At 70.2% G+C, this 14,256-nt stretch carries 10 protein-coding genes; 4 read left to right on the top strand and 6 right to left on the bottom strand.

Features of this window, described 5'->3' with window-relative positions; translation table 11 throughout:
- Window positions 1-12: 12 nt before the first annotated feature.
- The 3 genes from ABZ382_RS36195 to ABZ382_RS36185 all read right to left on the bottom strand — a co-directional run bounded on the left by ABZ382_RS36195 (window position 13) and on the right by ABZ382_RS36185 (window position 4,188).
- The gene (locus ABZ382_RS36195) at window positions 13-2,751 is read right to left on the bottom strand and encodes an acyltransferase domain-containing protein (protein ID WP_357098797.1); all 2,739 of its coding nucleotides are present in this window, start codon (window positions 2,749-2,751) and stop codon (window positions 13-15) included.
- Between the two features lie 136 nt (window positions 2,752-2,887).
- Complete coding sequence (locus ABZ382_RS36190) at window positions 2,888-3,055, bottom strand: type II toxin-antitoxin system VapB family antitoxin (protein ID WP_357098794.1); 168 nt, start codon at window positions 3,053-3,055, stop codon at window positions 2,888-2,890.
- Between the two features lie 158 nt (window positions 3,056-3,213).
- A complete protein-coding gene (locus ABZ382_RS36185) occupies window positions 3,214-4,188 on the bottom strand; it encodes a nitronate monooxygenase family protein (protein ID WP_357098790.1) in 975 nt (324 codons plus the stop codon).
- 283 nt (window positions 4,189-4,471) lie between these two features.
- On the opposite strand from ABZ382_RS36185, the gene fadD5 reads away from it, so the two are divergent.
- The gene (fadD5, locus tag ABZ382_RS36180) at window positions 4,472-6,037 is read left to right on the top strand and encodes a fatty-acid--CoA ligase FadD5 (protein ID WP_357098787.1); all 1,566 of its coding nucleotides are present in this window, start codon (window positions 4,472-4,474) and stop codon (window positions 6,035-6,037) included.
- 18 nt (window positions 6,038-6,055) lie between these two features.
- Here fadD5 and ABZ382_RS36175 read toward each other — a convergent pair whose 3' ends face one another.
- Complete coding sequence (locus ABZ382_RS36175) at window positions 6,056-8,494, bottom strand: lysylphosphatidylglycerol synthase transmembrane domain-containing protein (RefSeq protein ID WP_357098784.1); 2,439 nt, start codon at window positions 8,492-8,494, stop codon at window positions 6,056-6,058.
- A gap of 195 nt (window positions 8,495-8,689) precedes the next feature.
- Between ABZ382_RS36175 and ABZ382_RS36170 the strand changes: the two genes are divergently transcribed.
- Window positions 8,690-9,316, top strand: coding sequence for a GDSL-type esterase/lipase family protein (locus ABZ382_RS36170; RefSeq protein ID WP_357098781.1), 627 nt, complete (start codon window positions 8,690-8,692; stop codon window positions 9,314-9,316).
- Here the strand turns inward: ABZ382_RS36170 and ABZ382_RS36165 are convergent.
- A complete protein-coding gene (locus ABZ382_RS36165; protein ID WP_357098778.1) occupies window positions 9,262-10,644 on the bottom strand; it encodes a threonine/serine exporter family protein in 1,383 nt (460 codons plus the stop codon). The genes ABZ382_RS36170 and ABZ382_RS36165 overlap by 55 nt on opposite strands.
- A 301-nt stretch (window positions 10,645-10,945) precedes the next feature.
- On the opposite strand from ABZ382_RS36165, the gene ABZ382_RS36160 reads away from it, so the two are divergent.
- Together ABZ382_RS36160 and ABZ382_RS36155 are read left to right on the top strand one after the other, a co-directional pair.
- Window positions 10,946-11,866, top strand: a complete 921-nt coding sequence (locus ABZ382_RS36160) for a LysR family transcriptional regulator (RefSeq protein ID WP_357098775.1) — start codon at window positions 10,946-10,948, stop codon at window positions 11,864-11,866.
- Window positions 11,867-11,901: 35 nt separating this feature from the next.
- Window positions 11,902-12,546: a class I SAM-dependent methyltransferase gene (locus ABZ382_RS36155; protein WP_357098773.1), complete on the top strand. Its 645-nt coding sequence runs from the start codon at window positions 11,902-11,904 to the stop codon at window positions 12,544-12,546.
- A gap of 10 nt (window positions 12,547-12,556) precedes the next feature.
- On the opposite strand, the gene ABZ382_RS36150 is transcribed toward ABZ382_RS36155, so the two are convergent.
- Entirely contained in the window at window positions 12,557-14,107 is a 1,551-nt protein-coding gene (locus tag ABZ382_RS36150) for an NAD(P)/FAD-dependent oxidoreductase (protein WP_357098770.1), read from the bottom strand.
- Between the last annotated feature and the right edge of the window lie 149 nt (window positions 14,108-14,256).

The following is a 14,256-nucleotide window of genomic DNA, read 5'->3' as shown; positions in this document are numbered from 1 at the left end:
GCCGATCCTGGTTCAGGCTGCGGGCCCGACCTCCCACTCCACGCAGATGACCCGCCGATCCACGTGCGCGTCCGCGAGTTCCCGCACCGCCTCCGGCCCGCCCGCACCGGGCGCCGAGGTCAGCAGCACGGTGAAATCCGTGGGATCGGCCGCGGTCAGCTCCAGCAGATTGGTCGCCGCGACCAGTCGCGTCGCGCCGGACGCGTGCACCACGCCCCGCACCGCCGACCCGCATTCGCGAATGTCCTGCAGGGCCGTCGCGAGGTCGGCGCGGTCGGCGCAGTCGCACCGCATCATGACGATCCGGTCCTCCATGCCGGTCAATCGGGCGGGCAGCGGCCGCGGCGTGCGGGTCAGCACCACCACGTCCCGCGCACCGGCCGCCAGCAGCCACCGCACCGCGGCTTCGCCTTGCGGCCCCAGGCCGCCCGCGACCACGTACGTCCCCTCCGGGCGGATCTCGACCTCCGGGAACACCGGACCGGGTGGATGTCCGTCCGCGGCGAACCCGGGCCGAGGCCAACTGCCCGAATCACCGGAATCCGGTCGCCGCCATTGCCGTTGCGGCGGTGCGATCGTGTGCGGACCCAGCGCGGTCCAATCCACGGTCCGCCCTTCCAGATACAGCCGCGCGATCGTGCGCAACAGGCTCCCCGCCTCGTCATCGGCCGCCAGCACGGGCCACGCCCCGTCCCGCAGCGCGATCCGCTCGCGCACCGCGGAGGTCAGCACCGAGGTGGGCCCGACCTCGACCACGGTCGAAAAGCCGTCCGCGACAACACCGTCCAAGGCCGCCGCGAGCTCGACGGCCAGCGAGACGTTCTCGGCCCAGTACCCGCCGTCCATCCGGAGCGCGCTGTTCGGGTCGGGCGTGGCGGACGGGCCGACGCCCATCGGGTCGCCCGGTAGACCCGTCCCCGGAGCAGTGCGCGCCGCGCCCGTGCCTGTGTCGTGGACCGACCTGTCCGGATCGTTGGGGCGCAGTACGCCGCCACGGCGGGTGGTCGAATAGAGCGGCCACCATGGGTGCCGGGGTGCGAGATCGGTGAGTTCGCTGCGCAATTCGTGGGCCCGGCCGCGGATCATCGGCAGGTGCGGCGGTTCGTGGTCAGATCCGGCGGGTACCCGCTGTGCGAAGATGGCGCGCCGATGGGCTCGCCGGACCAGCACATCGACGTACCGCGGCTCGCCCGCCACGGTGATCGCGAGGCCGTCCACCGCGGCCACCGCGACTTCCGCGCTCATCGGCGTGACCAGTTGATTCACCTCGGCGGGGGTCGCTTCCAGCACCGCCGCGGTCCCGCCTCCACCGGCCCGGGCCACCAACCGCGCTCGCGCCACGGCGACCCGCGCCCCGTCCTCGAGCGACAGCGCGCCGCACACTACCGCCGCCGCGATCTCGCCCGCACCGTGTCCGGCGACCCCGTCCGGGTGAATCCCCCACGACTCCAGCAATTCCGCCAGCGCGTACTGGAAGACGAACAGCGAGATCTGGCCGGAAACGATCCCATCGCGGTCACCCGGGATGCCGGCGGCTCCCCCGTCGTGGCTACCGGAGTAGCCGAATCCGTAGCGTGGCGTCCACACTCGCGGCCCGCCCACCGTGACGACCGCGTCGACAGCCCTGGTGAGGGCCGCCGCGAAGACCGGGTAGCGCGCGGCGAGGGCGCGGCCCATGCGCGGATGGTCTCCCGTGCCGGGGAACAGGAAGAGTACGCCGCCGCCGGCACGTTCGCGGACCGGGGTGAAGACGTCGGGCCCGGAGACCGTCGCGAAGGGAGCGGCGGTCACGGAGCCGGCGCCGGGTGTCGCCAGCGGTGCCCGGGCGTGATCCGGGGCCCGACCCGTCGCGGTGCTCGCCTCGATCCGGCGGGCGAGCGCGCGCAACTGGGCGGCGGCTTCGATGCCGTCGCGCGCGATGACGGCGGCGCGGGCCGGTTCGGGCACGAGTCTGGCCGTGGCGGCGGCGAATTCGCGCAGGGATCGATACGAGCCGAGTGCGACGGCCCAGCGCAGGGCCAGGTGGTGGACGGTGACGGCATCGGGTCCGGAGACCGGGATGAGGACCGGTGGTTCCTCGCCGCGGTCGGTGTCGGACGATCCGCCCCGGCGCGGATCGTCGAGGGCGATATGCGCGTCCACGCCGCGCGCCTCGCGGAAACCGATTCCGGGGCCGCCGATTTCGGCGTACCGGCGGGTCCGGGTGCGCAAGGCGTCGCCGGTGCGTTGCAGTACCAGGACGGTGCACACCCCGGCGCCACCGCCCGCGCGGTCGCCGCTCTCGAGTCCCGCGCCGCGCGGCAGCGGCAGGCGCAGGTCCGAGATGTCCGGGAGCAGGGTGAGATCCACGCCCCCGGCGAGGACGAACGGCACGGATTCGTCGGCCAGCAGCCGGACGCCCATGTCCACCGCCACCAGCGGTGAGGCCCGCTGACTGTCCACCGTCAGACTGGGTCCGCGCAGGTCGAGCGCACGCGACAGGTGGTGTGCCGTATTGGTGCCGCCGATCGCCCCGAACACCACCGCCGCCTGGGAACCCGTTGCCAGGCAACCCAATCCGGAGTCGTCGAGGGCTTCGACGGCCGCTTCGAGGGTCGTTCGTTGGTGCGGGGTCAGGCCGACGGCGGCGAGCCGGTCCAGCCCGAACCACGCGTGGTCGAAGTCGGTGCCGGTGGCCCGGCAGCCGACACCGACGATCGACACCCTCGTCGCCGGGGTGGGGTCGGTGGTCGCTCTCGTACTGTGGTGCACAGGAATGCCCTCCCGTGTCCGCGCGCTGTCGGCCGTCGAGGTACTCCGGCGATTCTGCCAAGATTTCCTCGCGGTCTGAAGACCTTTCGTGCAGGCACGGCCCCGCGACCGGCGCGAGGCTCACCGCCGCCTGGGATTACGAGGCGGTGCGAGAGTGAAAGGGCTGGTCGAAATCCTCGGCCGTGGCGTGGGTACTGAAGAACCGCAGTGCTAGGTTCACCGCGTCCTGTTCGGTGTACACACCGGAGATGGCCATGGTCCGGCGCAGCGCGTCGTCGTCGAGATAGATTCGAGTGATTGCCATTTCAGGCACCTCCGCCGCATCCGTCGTTACCGAAAAGCATGACGGATCCAGCGTCCGGGGATACCCCGAATGACGAGAGCCCTCGGCACGAGTGCCAAGGGCTCTTGTCGTAATTGTCTGGGACGTACCGACTTTCGCCGGAATCATCCCGCAGGGTCTCAGCCGAGCATGCCCGCCAGTCGCTGCCCGATCAGCGCCTCGGCCTCGGCGACCATGCGCGACACCAGCTCGCCGCAGGTCGGGATGTCGTCGATGAGGCCCTGCACCTGACCGGCCGACCAGATGCCGGCGTCCAGGTCGCCCTCCTCGAACACCCGGCGACCGCGGGCGCCCGCGACCAGGTCCCGGACGTCCTCGAACTTGCCGCCCGCCTTCTCGATCTCGACGACCTTGCGGCTGATCTCGTTGTCCGCCACCCGCGCGGTGTTGTGCATGGTGCGGAAGATGAGCTGGGTGGCCCGCTCGGAGTTGGCGACGATCTGCTCCTTGACCGTCTGATGGATGGCCGACTCCTGGGTGCACATGAAGCGGGTGCCCATGTTCACGCCGTCCGCGCCCAGCGCCAGCGCCGCGACCAGGCCGCGCGCGTCGGCGATACCGCCCGAGGCGATGACCGGGATGTCGAGCGCCTGGGTGGCGGCCGGGATCAGGATCAGACCGGGCACGTCGTCCTCGCCGGGGTGGCCGGCGCATTCGAAGCCGTCGATGGACACGCCGTCGACGCCGATCTTCTGGGCCTTGAGCGCGTGCCGGACGCTGGTGCACTTGTGCAGCACCTTGATCCCGGCTTCCTTGTAGTACGGCAGGAACGGCTCGGGGTTGGAGCCGGCGGTCTCCACGATCTTCACGCCGGAGTCGATGATGGCCTGCGCGTACTCCTGGTACGGCGGCGGGTTGATCGACGGCAGGATGGTGACGTTCACGCCGAAGGGCTTGTCGGTCAGCTCCCGCGCGCGGTCGATCTCGCGGCGCAGGTCATCGGGGGTGGGCTGGGTCAGCGCGGTGATGATGCCGAGGCCGCCCGCTTCGGAGACGGCCGCGGCGAGCTCGGCGCGGCCGACCCACATCATGCCGCCCTGCACGATGGGGTGCTCCACCCCGAAGGTCTCGGTGAATCTGGTCTTCAGTGCCATGGGCGCTGTCCTCTCCCTGCCTCTCGCAACTGCCCCGATACTCGCATAGTTGCATATGGGGCGACAACCCAGATGTGAGTCAGAGTTTGCATAAACACAGTGCCGTCACCTGTGGGTCTGTGGTTGGGCGCCTGTGGGCAACAGGGTGGCGCACCCCCGAATACGGCCTCTGAACTGCTGGATGACTGGGTGAGAACTTATCGATGAATCCTTCTCTGTAACCCTTGTCACGTCAGAAAGTTAAGCGGTATTCTCACGGTCGATCAGCGTGAAAGGACACCGTATGACCTTCCAGCCGCTAGACGAGCCGATCCGATCGGTTCGCAACCACTGGGTGAACCAGATCGCCACGCACGCGGCCATGCGGCCCGGGCACGTGGCCTTCAAGTTCAAGGGCGCGGAGACCACCTGGAAGCAGCTGCACGAGCGGTCGGAGAAGTTCGCCGACGCGCTGTCCCGTCGAGGGGTCGGGTCCGGCGATCGCGTGCTCATCCTGGCGCTGAACTACACCGAGTACATCGAGGCGGTCATGGGCATCAATGCCCTCGGCGCCATCGCGGTACCGGTGAACTTCCGGCTCACCCCGCCCGAGGTCGCCTACATCGTGGCCGACTCCGGCGCGAAGGCGATCGTCACCGACTCGGTGCTGCGGCCGCTCGCGGTGGGCGTGGCCGGGCAGGCCGCGGAGCTGTCCACCGTGGTCGTGATCAACGGGCAGACCGGGGAGGGCGTGCTCGGCTACGACGAGCTGCTCGCCGAACCGGGCGAACCCCATGCGCCGCTGGATATTCCGGAGGACACGCCCTGCCTGATCATGTACACCTCGGGCACCACCGGCAGCCCCAAGGGCGCGGTGCTCACCCACGCGAACATGAACGCGCAGGCCCTGACCTGTATCCGGGCCCTGGAGATCAGCCCCGATTCCATCGGCTTCTGCACCTCCCCGCTGTTCCACATCGCCGGATTGGGCAGTCTCGCCCCGTATTTCATGCTCGGCGGCACCACCGTGCTGCACCCGCTGGGCGCGTTCGACGCCACCGAATTCCTGGACGCCCTCGAGGCCGAGCAGGCCACCACCGCGTTCTGCGTTCCGGCGCAGTGGCAGCTCATCTGTGAGGAGCCCACCGTCAAGCAGCGCAAGCTGGCGCTGCGGGCACTGTCGTGGGGCGCGGCCCCCGCCTCGGACACGGTGCTGCGGGCCATGGCCGACTGCTTCCCGGACGCCTTCAACGTGGCGGTCTTCGGTCAGACCGAGCTCTCGCCCATCACCTGCGTGCTCGAGGGCAAGGACGCGTTGCGCAAGCTCGGCTCGGTCGGCCTGCCCATCCCGACCCTGCAGGTCCGGGTCGTCGACGACGCGATGAACGATGTCGCCCCGGGCGAGATCGGCGAGATCGTCTACCGCGGACCGACTCTCATGCAGCGCTACTGGAACAAGCCCGAAGCCACCGCGGAGGCCTTCCACGGCGGCTGGTTCCACTCCGGTGATCTGGTGCGCCGCGACGAGGAGGGCTTCGTCTACGTGGTGGACCGCAAGAAGGACATGATCATCTCCGGCGGCGAGAACATCTACTGCGCCGAGGTCGAGAACGTGCTCTTCGCGCACCCCAAGATCCACGAGGCCGCCGTGGTCGGCCGCGCCCACGAGAAGTGGGGCGAGGTGCCGGTGGCGGTGGTGGCGCTGGCCGCGGGCATCGACGAGCTGACCCTCGAGGAGCTGGAGCCGTTCCTGAACGAGTCCCTGGCCCGCTACAAGCACCCCAAGCACCTGGTGGTGGTGCCCGAACTGCCCCGCAATGCCAGCGGCAAGGTCGTGAAGGTCGCACTGCGCGACCAGTATTCGGCCTGACCGGCTACCGCCGGTCGCTCAGATCATGTCCTTCGCGGTGAGCCAGCGCATGATCGGCCAGCCGCAGAACACCGGCAGCCAGCAGGTCAGCACGCGGTAGAGGAGCACGGCGGGGACCGCGATCCCCGCCGACACTCCGAACGCGGCCAGACCACCGATGAGCGCGGCCTCCACCGCGCCCACACCGCCGGGCGTCGGCGCGGCCGAGGCCAGCGTGCCGCCGATCATGGTGACGATGGTGACGGTCACGAAAGTCGTACTGCCGCCGAAGGCTTCGATACTGGCCCACAGCGCCAGCGCCATGCCGAGGGTGGTGGTGGCGCAGCCGCCCACGATCATGGCCAGCCGTCCCGGCCGCCGGGCCAGATCCTTCAACTGGCCCAGCACGTCCGCCAGCTGCGGGCGCACCTCGTTGACCAGCCACTTGCGCACCTTCGGCACGAACGTGGTCACGCCCAGCAGACCCAGCAGAGCGCCCGCCACCAGGTACAGCACGGTGGCGCTGGGCACGAAATGCGAGAGGTCGGTGGAAGTTCCGGCGAGCGCGCCGAAGATCAGCAGCAGCACCAGGTGGGTCACCACCTGCACGGTCTGCTGCAGCGCGACCGCGGCGGTGGCGCGCACCGCGCCCAGCCCGCCCTTCTGCAGGAAGCGCACGCTCAATGCCAGACCGCCCACGCCGGCCGGGGTGGTGGTCGCGGCGAAGGTGTTGGCGATCTGCATGAGCAGCAGGTTGCCGAACTTGACGGCCTCGGAGGCGCACGCCCACAACGCCATCGCGGCGCCCACGTAGGTCAGCGCGGACACGGTCAGGCCGAGCAGTGCCCATCCCCAGTTCAGGTTGCCCAGTTCGGAGGCGAAGGTCGGCACCGCGCTGATGTACGGGTAGGCCACGTACACCAGGCCGATCAGCAGGACCAGCTGGATGATCTGGTTGCGCGAGAAGCGGTTGATCTGCGCGGCCTCGATCTTGTCCTGCCCGGTCTGCGCGGCCACCTCCGCGCGGATGGACTTCATCAGCTCGCCCGCGTCGGGCACCGCCTTGCGGACGTGCGTGGGCATGGCGGTCTTGGTGAGTCGCGCCGAGGCGTCGAGCACGGCCTGCTTGTCCAGCACCTCCAGCGCGGTCCGCACCGCCGGGCCGGTGCCGAACAACGCGGACGAGCCGAGCAGCAGCTGGGCCACGTCGGAGTCGAAACGCACCTGGTAGGCGCCGAATTCCGATTGCACGAAGCCGCCGAACAACACGGCGTCGTCGAGGATGCGGATCTCGTCGGTGCGCAGATCGCCGTGCGACATCTGAGCCTGGTGCATGCGGTGCAGCGCCTGCCACACCCGGGTCAGCGCCGGTTCCCCGTCGGCGGCCGCGAGCGGACGGCCCTGGGGCACGGTGTGCGCGTACAGGGTCCAGCCGCGGTCCAGCGCCGCGACGGTGAGCGGTTTGTAGCTGGCCAGGCCCAGATCCGCGATGGCGAAACCCATCAGCGCCTTGTGCTCGACCGCGCGCCGCATGGACGCGAACGGGGCCGGGTACTCGCCGCTGCGAATGGTCAGCCAGCGCCGCAACTGTTGCAGCATGCCGCGGCTGCGCTGGTTCGCGCCGTACAGTTCGATGATCAATTCGTCGTCCGGCGAATGGGATTCGCCGGTCTCGGCCGCGGACGGGCCGTTGGGCGAGGCGCTCAGCTCGGGCTGCGGCGTCGTCGACGCCGAAAGCACCAGCGGCCCACGGGCGGCCGGGCGCAGCACCGTGAACGCGGTGACCCGGAAGCCGCGCTGGGCCAGCACCCGCACCGCCGCGGCCAGCGGCACCTCCAGCGCGGGGGTGCCGACCACCAGCACGATCACCGCACCCACCAGCCAGCCCACCACCAGGCCCAGGGCCGCGCGGGCGGGCACCACCAGCGAGACGAACAGGTGGATCGGCACGAACGCCAGCAGCAGCGTCCACCACCAGCGCCGGGCCCGGGCGGGCAGCCACGGGCTGGCCACGGTGAGCGTCGCGGCCAGCATGGCGATCCAGCGCGGATCGTCGAGGAACTGCGACAGGAAGGTGTTGACCTGCCCGGCCTCGGACAGGTGCCAGCGGGGCGCGGAGAAGCCGCTGTCGGTGATGGAGAACAACGCCACCGCGATCAGGCCCGCGGAGACGAACCCCGCCAGCAGCTTCCACTGCCGGCGCAGGACCAGCCGCACCAGGATGGCGAAGGGCAGCACCAGGACGGCGACGCCGTAGACGATGTAGACCAGGTTGGACTGCTCCGGGGTCAGGAATCCCACGATCTTGGATACCGACCGTTCCAGCGCCTCCCATTGCGGCCTGCTGATCAGCGATCCCGCGATGACCACGGCCACCGACAGCGCGGACAGCACGACGCGCAGAATGTCACTGGTCCGGCGGATCCGCGGCTGCAGCAGGCTGCCGGAGACGGGAATCTCCCGCCCGTCGACTCGCATGTCCTATTCGCGCTTTCGGATCGTGGGAACGGCTGTGGTCCCAGGGTCGGCTGACGCCGCTAACCGTAACCCGTGCGTCGGACACTGCCCGACAAGCCCGGCCCGAAGCAGCCGCCGCGCCCGGTTCGGGTCTCGGTTTTTCCGGCTTAATCGGAGCGTGGATCGTCGGTTCGACCGGCATGCGAGGATCTGCCCGTGGTGCTCGATCTGCGTGTCTGCTTTCTGGGGGAGTCCTTCGTCGCCGGGGTCGGTGATCAGAAATGCCTGGGTTGGGCGGGGCGGCTGGCGGCCCGGGCCACCGCGGCCGGGCAGCCCCTGACCTACTACAACCTGGGGATCCGCCGGGAGAACAGCACCGAGCTACGAGGGCGGTGGGAGGCCGAATGCGCGCCCCGGCTGCCCGCGGGCGCGGACTGCCGGGTGGTGATCTCCACCGGCGTCAACGACACCCAGTTCGAGAACGGGCGTCCCCGAGTCGATTCCGCGGAGTCGGTGCGCAATCTGGCCGAGATCCTGCGCCGGGCGCGGGAAAAGGGTTGGCAGGCAATGGTGGTCGCGCCGCCGCCGAACGTCGACGACGAGCACAATGCCCGGCTGCTGGACCTCGACGTCCGCTACGCCGAGCTGTGCGAGCAGGAGCGCGCGCCCTACCTGCGGGCCCATCAGCCCTTACGCGAGAACCGGATCTGGATGCGCGATATCGCCGCCGGTGACGGCTTCCACCCGAGCGCGATCGGCTACGACGAATTCGCCGCCCTGCTCGCCCCTCACTGGCTGCTCTGGCTCGCCGATCCGGGCTCGGAACTGCCTGTCGTGCGCTGATTCTCGCCGGGACCCAGCCACTGGTCCACCATGCCCTCCAGCCGCGGCTGCCGGGTGGAGGCCACCAGCCCGGAGCCGACCAGCACCCCGAGCGCGATGGCCAGCACCGTGAGCACCGCGGTGACCAGGATGTGCAGGCTGTTGGGATCGTTGCGGGTGATCAGATCCGACACCCCGCTCAAGCTCATGCCGCCGGGCACCAGCATCCAGAAGGCGGGCAGGAACACCGCCTGCGTCGGCGGCGCGTTCCGGTATCGCTGCACCAGGTAGGCGACCGGCACCGCGATCATGCCGCCCAGGAACGAGCCGAGCAGCCCGCCGCCGAGATGCGTGCCCAGCTGCTGGCCCGCGAACGCCGCGTACAGCACGATCAACAGCCAGGGCAGGGATTTGGGCGGTGCGCTGGCCCGCCAGCTGTGCCCCAGCCCGATCAGCAGCACACCGAGCGCCGGTGCCCACCAACCCAATCCGTGCCCGGGCTGCGGCGCGACCGTGGTGGCCCGGTCGCCCAGCAGCTGCAGACCGACCAGCACCCCGAAGGCGAGCAGGATCAGTTTGTTGAAGCTGTAGATGGTGCGACTGGCCCCCGCGATCATGGAACCGGTGGCCAGCTCGATCGAGCCGGTGGTCAGCATGGCGCCCGGCAGCAGGCTCGACACCGAGGGCACCAGCAGCTGGGAGGGATTGCCGCCGCCCAGCGCGTTCGGAAAACCGAAGGACAGCAAGGTGACCACCGCGCCCGCCAGCACCGGCAGGCCCGTCGACACCAGCCGGAACCGGTCGGCCCCCATGATCAGCAGCTGCACCATGAGCCCGAGCACGACATAGCCGAGCAGCGCGGTCGAGGTCGGGTTGAGCATCAGACCCAGTCCCACGGTGAGCACCACATTGCCGAGCAGCAGCCGCCACACCGGCGTCGGCTGCGGGGAGGCGAGGATCTCCGCGAGGTCCGCGGTGGCCTCGGCGGGCGGCGGCACCTCCCGTTTGATCCGGTCGATGAGCCGGTAGAGCTCCGCGATCTGATCCAGGCGCAGGGTGTCGGAGCCGGCCTCGAGCAGGTCCACCGCCGAGCCGCGCGAATCCTGCACGCGCACGAACACTCCCGTGGGGAGCACGAAGAAGTGCACCTCGGTGGCGTCGTAGCGGTGGGCCAGATCGTCGAGGATGTCCTGCACCATGGTGGTGGTCTCGCCGGAGCGGATGAGCGCGACGCCCATGTGCCGCAGCAGATCCAGCAGCTCGGCGGAGATCGGCGGTTCCTCCGGCGGCGGCGCCTGATCGGCGGGCGCGGAGGCGTCGGCGCTGACCCGGCGCAGCCAGCGGTCCATCGATCCGGCGGCCCGGCGGGTGACCCCGTACAGGCCGCGCGATACGGCGGCCTGCCCGCGGGTGGCGCGCCGGTGCTGGGGATGGTGCCGGGGCTGACTCGTCGTCCTCGCCTTTCGAGTTGGGCAACTTCGTAGCAATTTGAATCTAGCGCGCGCGAACGCCCGAATCGCCGGACGCGAGCACCGTCACTCCCTGCGCGCCGCCCCTCCCGACGCGGAACGGCCGGTAGCATGCCGCCCGAATCCCACCTTCCAAGCCAGGGGGTATGCCTACCGGTTGCCCTGTTCCTAACCTGGTGGCATGGATATCGACACGCGACTGCTGCGTTACTTCCTGGCAGTCGCGGATGCGGAGAACCTGCCGCGGGCGGCGCAGCGACTGCATGTCGCGCAGCCCGCGCTGGCGACCCAGATCAAACAGCTCGAACAGCAGCTGGGTGTGGAGCTGTTCATCCGGTCCCGGGCGGGCTGGACCCTGACCGCGGCCGGCAAGGTGCTCGCCGAGCGGCTGCCCGCGCTGCTGGCGTCCTGGGACCGGATCCTGCGCGACACCAAGAGCGACTCCAGCCGCGCCTCCCGGGTGCTGCGGCTGGGCTGTGTGAACAGTGCGGCCGACGGCCACATCCCGGAGATCATCCGGGTCTTCCACCGGCTGCACCCGGACTGGCAGGTCGATCTGCACCAGGGCGGCTGGACCGACCCGACCGCCGGACTCGACGAGGGCGATGTGGATGTCGCCCTGCTGCGCTTGCCCTTTCCCGGCCAGGACGAATACCACCTGCGGGAACTGTTCGCCGAACCGCGCTGGATCGCGTTGCCCGAGGACCATCCGCTCGCCGACCGCCACGACATCGCGTTCCGGGAACTGTGGGACGAGCCCTACGTCGCCTCCCCCGCCGAAACCGGTTGGTGGCGCGACTATTGGATGGGCCTGGACTCGCGGCCCGCGGACACCGCCATCATCGGCGCCATCGCCCGCAATACCGACGAATGGCTGCGCGCCATCGCCAATGGCTTCGGGGTGAGCTTCACCCCCGCCTCCACCTCCCGCACCGAATTCCCGGGCGTGGTGTTCCGGCCCGTGCACGGCATCGGCCCCACCCGCGTCGCCGTGGTGTGGCCGGACGCCTCCGAGGCCGATCCGGTGGTGCGCTACTTCATTCGCTGCTGCTCCGACATCATGGGCGGCCAGCACGGCGCGGACGGCCGCCGCACGTCCTAGCCCCGGGGGAGCCGCCGGTCGGACATGATGGAGACATGAGCGACCAGCACGAACACTGGCAGCGCACCTATCGCACGCATCCGGGCATGTACGGCGAGCAGCCGTCGGAGGCCGCGGTGTACGCGGCCGACCTGTTCCGCGAGCAGGGCGCCGTCGAGGTGCTGGAACTGGGCGCGGGCCACGGCCGCGACGCGATCTACTTGGCGCGCCGTGGTTTTCGGGTGACGGCCACCGATTTCAGCGCCGTCGGGCTGGCCCAGTTGCGGGAGTGGGCGGACGAGGCCGGGCTGAGCGCGCGGGTGACCACCCTGGAACACGATGTCCGCCAGCCGATTCCGCTGCCGTATCGCAGCGTGGACGCGGTCTACGCGCACATGCTGCTGTGCATGAACCTCAGCACCCAGGAGCTGCGGGACCTGGTCGCGGAGATCCGCCGGGTGCTCAAGCCCGGCGGGGCGTTCGTCTACACCGTCCGCAATACCGACGACGCGCACTTCGGCACCGGTAAGGCACTGGGCGACGACATCTACGAGCACGGCGGGTTCGCCGTGCACTTCTTCTCCGAGGCGCTGGTGGACAGCCTGGCCGCGGGCTGGGAACTGCGCGACCGGCACTCGTTCGAGGAAGGCGAGCTGCCGCGGCGACTGTGGCGGGTCACCCAGCTGCTGCCCTCCCGCTGACCGGACCCGCTCAGTCCTGTTCCAGGACGGCCATGGCGGCATTGTGCCCGCCGATGCCGCTGACCCCGCCGCCGCGCACCGCGCCCGCCCCGCACAGCAGGACATTCCGATGCCCGGTCGCGACGCCCCAGCGCTGCGCCGGGCTGTCGGCGGCGCCGGTGCGATAGGGAAAAGCCAAGTCCGCGTGGAAGATGTGCCCGCCGGGCAGGCCCACCTCGCGTTCGAGTTCGACGGGGGTACGGGCCTCGATGCACGGGTTGCCCTCACCGTCCAGGGCCAGGCAGTCACCGATGGGTTCGGCCAGCACCGAATCCAGCTGCGCCAGCGTGGCGTCCACCAGGCGCCGCTTCGCGCCGCGCGGGTCGTCGGCGAAAAGCCTTGCGGGCGTGTGGAGACCGAACAGGGTGAGGGTGTGGAAGCCGTTCTCGATCAGCTCCGGCGCCAGGATCGACGGGTCGGTGAGGGTGTGGCAGTAGATCTCCGACGGCGGGGCCGAGGGCAGCTCACCGGCCGCGGCCTCCCGGTAGGCGCGATCGAGCTGGGCCGCGGATTCGGAGACGTGGAAGGTTCCGGCGAAGGCGGTGCGCGGATCCACCCGTGGGTCACGGAGTTTCGGCAGCCGACGCAGCAGCATATTGATCTTCAGCTGCGCGCCTTCGGGTTTGTCGGCCGACTCGCCCAGCAGGCCCGCCAGCGTGTACGGCGCGGCGTTCACCAGCACGTGCCGGGCACTGGCCGTGCCGGTGCGATCGCCCAGGGTGAAGCGGACTTCCGCGGTGTCGCCGTCGGTGTCGATGCCGATGACGGTGCGGCCGGTCCGGATCTCCGCCCCCGCCCGGCGGGCCGCCGCCGCGAGCGCGTCGGTGAGCGCGCCCATACCGCCGACCGGCACGTTCCAGTCGCCGGTGCCGCCGCCGATCACGTGATAGAGGAAGCAGCGGTTCTGCAGCAGCGACGGATCATGGGCGTGGGTGAAGGTGCCGATCAACGCGTCGGTGAGCACCACGCCGCGCACGGTGTCGTCGGTGAAGGCGGCCTCCACCGACTCCCCCAGGGGCCGTTCGAAGATCGCCTCCCAGGCGGCGGAATCATCGACCGTGCGCTGCAATTCGGCGCGGGTGGGCAGTGGCTGGGTGAGCGTCGGGAACACCCGCTCGGCCAGCCGCCCGGTCGTGGCGTAGAACCGCTGCCATGCTTCGTAATCCCGCTCCGAACCGGTGACCTGCGCGAAACTCGCGCGGGTCGCCGACTCGGAGCCGTTGTCCACCAGCAGCCCCGCATCGCCGATCGGCGTGTACGAGGAGACGCGGCGCTTGCGGGTCTCGAAACTCAGATCCAGGTCCCGGACGATGCGTTCGGGCAGCAGGCTCACCAGATACGAGTACCGCGACAGCCGCGCGTCGAAGCCGGGGAACACCCGCTCGGAGACGGCCGCGCCGCCGGTATGGTCCGCGCGTTCGAGTACCAGCACCGACTTCCCGGCCCGGGCCAGGTAGGCGGCGGCCACCAACCCGTTGTGGCCGCCGCCGACCACGATCACGTCGTATCCCGCCTGCGTCATACACCCATCGCATCACACTGTGTTCGATTTGCCCCTCCGCTTCGCTCCGGGGCGGGTTCGCGGCGCTGGAGGTCTCGTTCTTCCCTCCCTCCGCTCCTCCGCTTCGCTCCCCCGCTCCACTCAGTCCAGAACGAGACGCGCCGCGAACC

The sequence above is a fragment of the Nocardia sp. NPDC005825 genome, from assembly GCF_040630175.1.
In the GTDB taxonomy this organism is placed as follows: domain Bacteria; phylum Actinomycetota; class Actinomycetes; order Mycobacteriales; family Mycobacteriaceae; genus Nocardia.
Note: the sequence above shows the minus strand (reverse complement) of the source record. Positions and strands in the feature narration are given on the sequence as shown.

What these genes read in the sequence shown, in the direction of transcription:
- ABZ382_RS36190 (WP_357098794.1), bottom strand. Translation starts at nt 3,055, where the DNA reads ATGGCAATCACTCGAATCTATCTCGACGACGACGCGCTGCGCCGGACC.
- ABZ382_RS36185 (WP_357098790.1), bottom strand. Translation starts at nt 4,188, where the DNA reads ATGGCACTGAAGACCAGATTCACCGAGACCTTCGGGGTGGAGCACCCC.
- fadD5 (WP_357098787.1), top strand. Translation starts at nt 4,472, where the DNA reads ATGACCTTCCAGCCGCTAGACGAGCCGATCCGATCGGTTCGCAACCAC.
- ABZ382_RS36175 (WP_357098784.1), bottom strand. Translation starts at nt 8,494, where the DNA reads ATGCGAGTCGACGGGCGGGAGATTCCCGTCTCCGGCAGCCTGCTGCAG.
- ABZ382_RS36165 (WP_357098778.1), bottom strand. Translation starts at nt 10,644, where the DNA reads ATGGACCGCTGGCTGCGCCGGGTCAGCGCCGACGCCTCCGCGCCCGCC.
- ABZ382_RS36160 (WP_357098775.1), top strand. Translation starts at nt 10,946, where the DNA reads ATGGATATCGACACGCGACTGCTGCGTTACTTCCTGGCAGTCGCGGAT.
- ABZ382_RS36155 (WP_357098773.1), top strand. Translation starts at nt 11,902, where the DNA reads ATGAGCGACCAGCACGAACACTGGCAGCGCACCTATCGCACGCATCCG.
- ABZ382_RS36150 (WP_357098770.1), bottom strand. Translation starts at nt 14,107, where the DNA reads ATGACGCAGGCGGGATACGACGTGATCGTGGTCGGCGGCGGCCACAAC.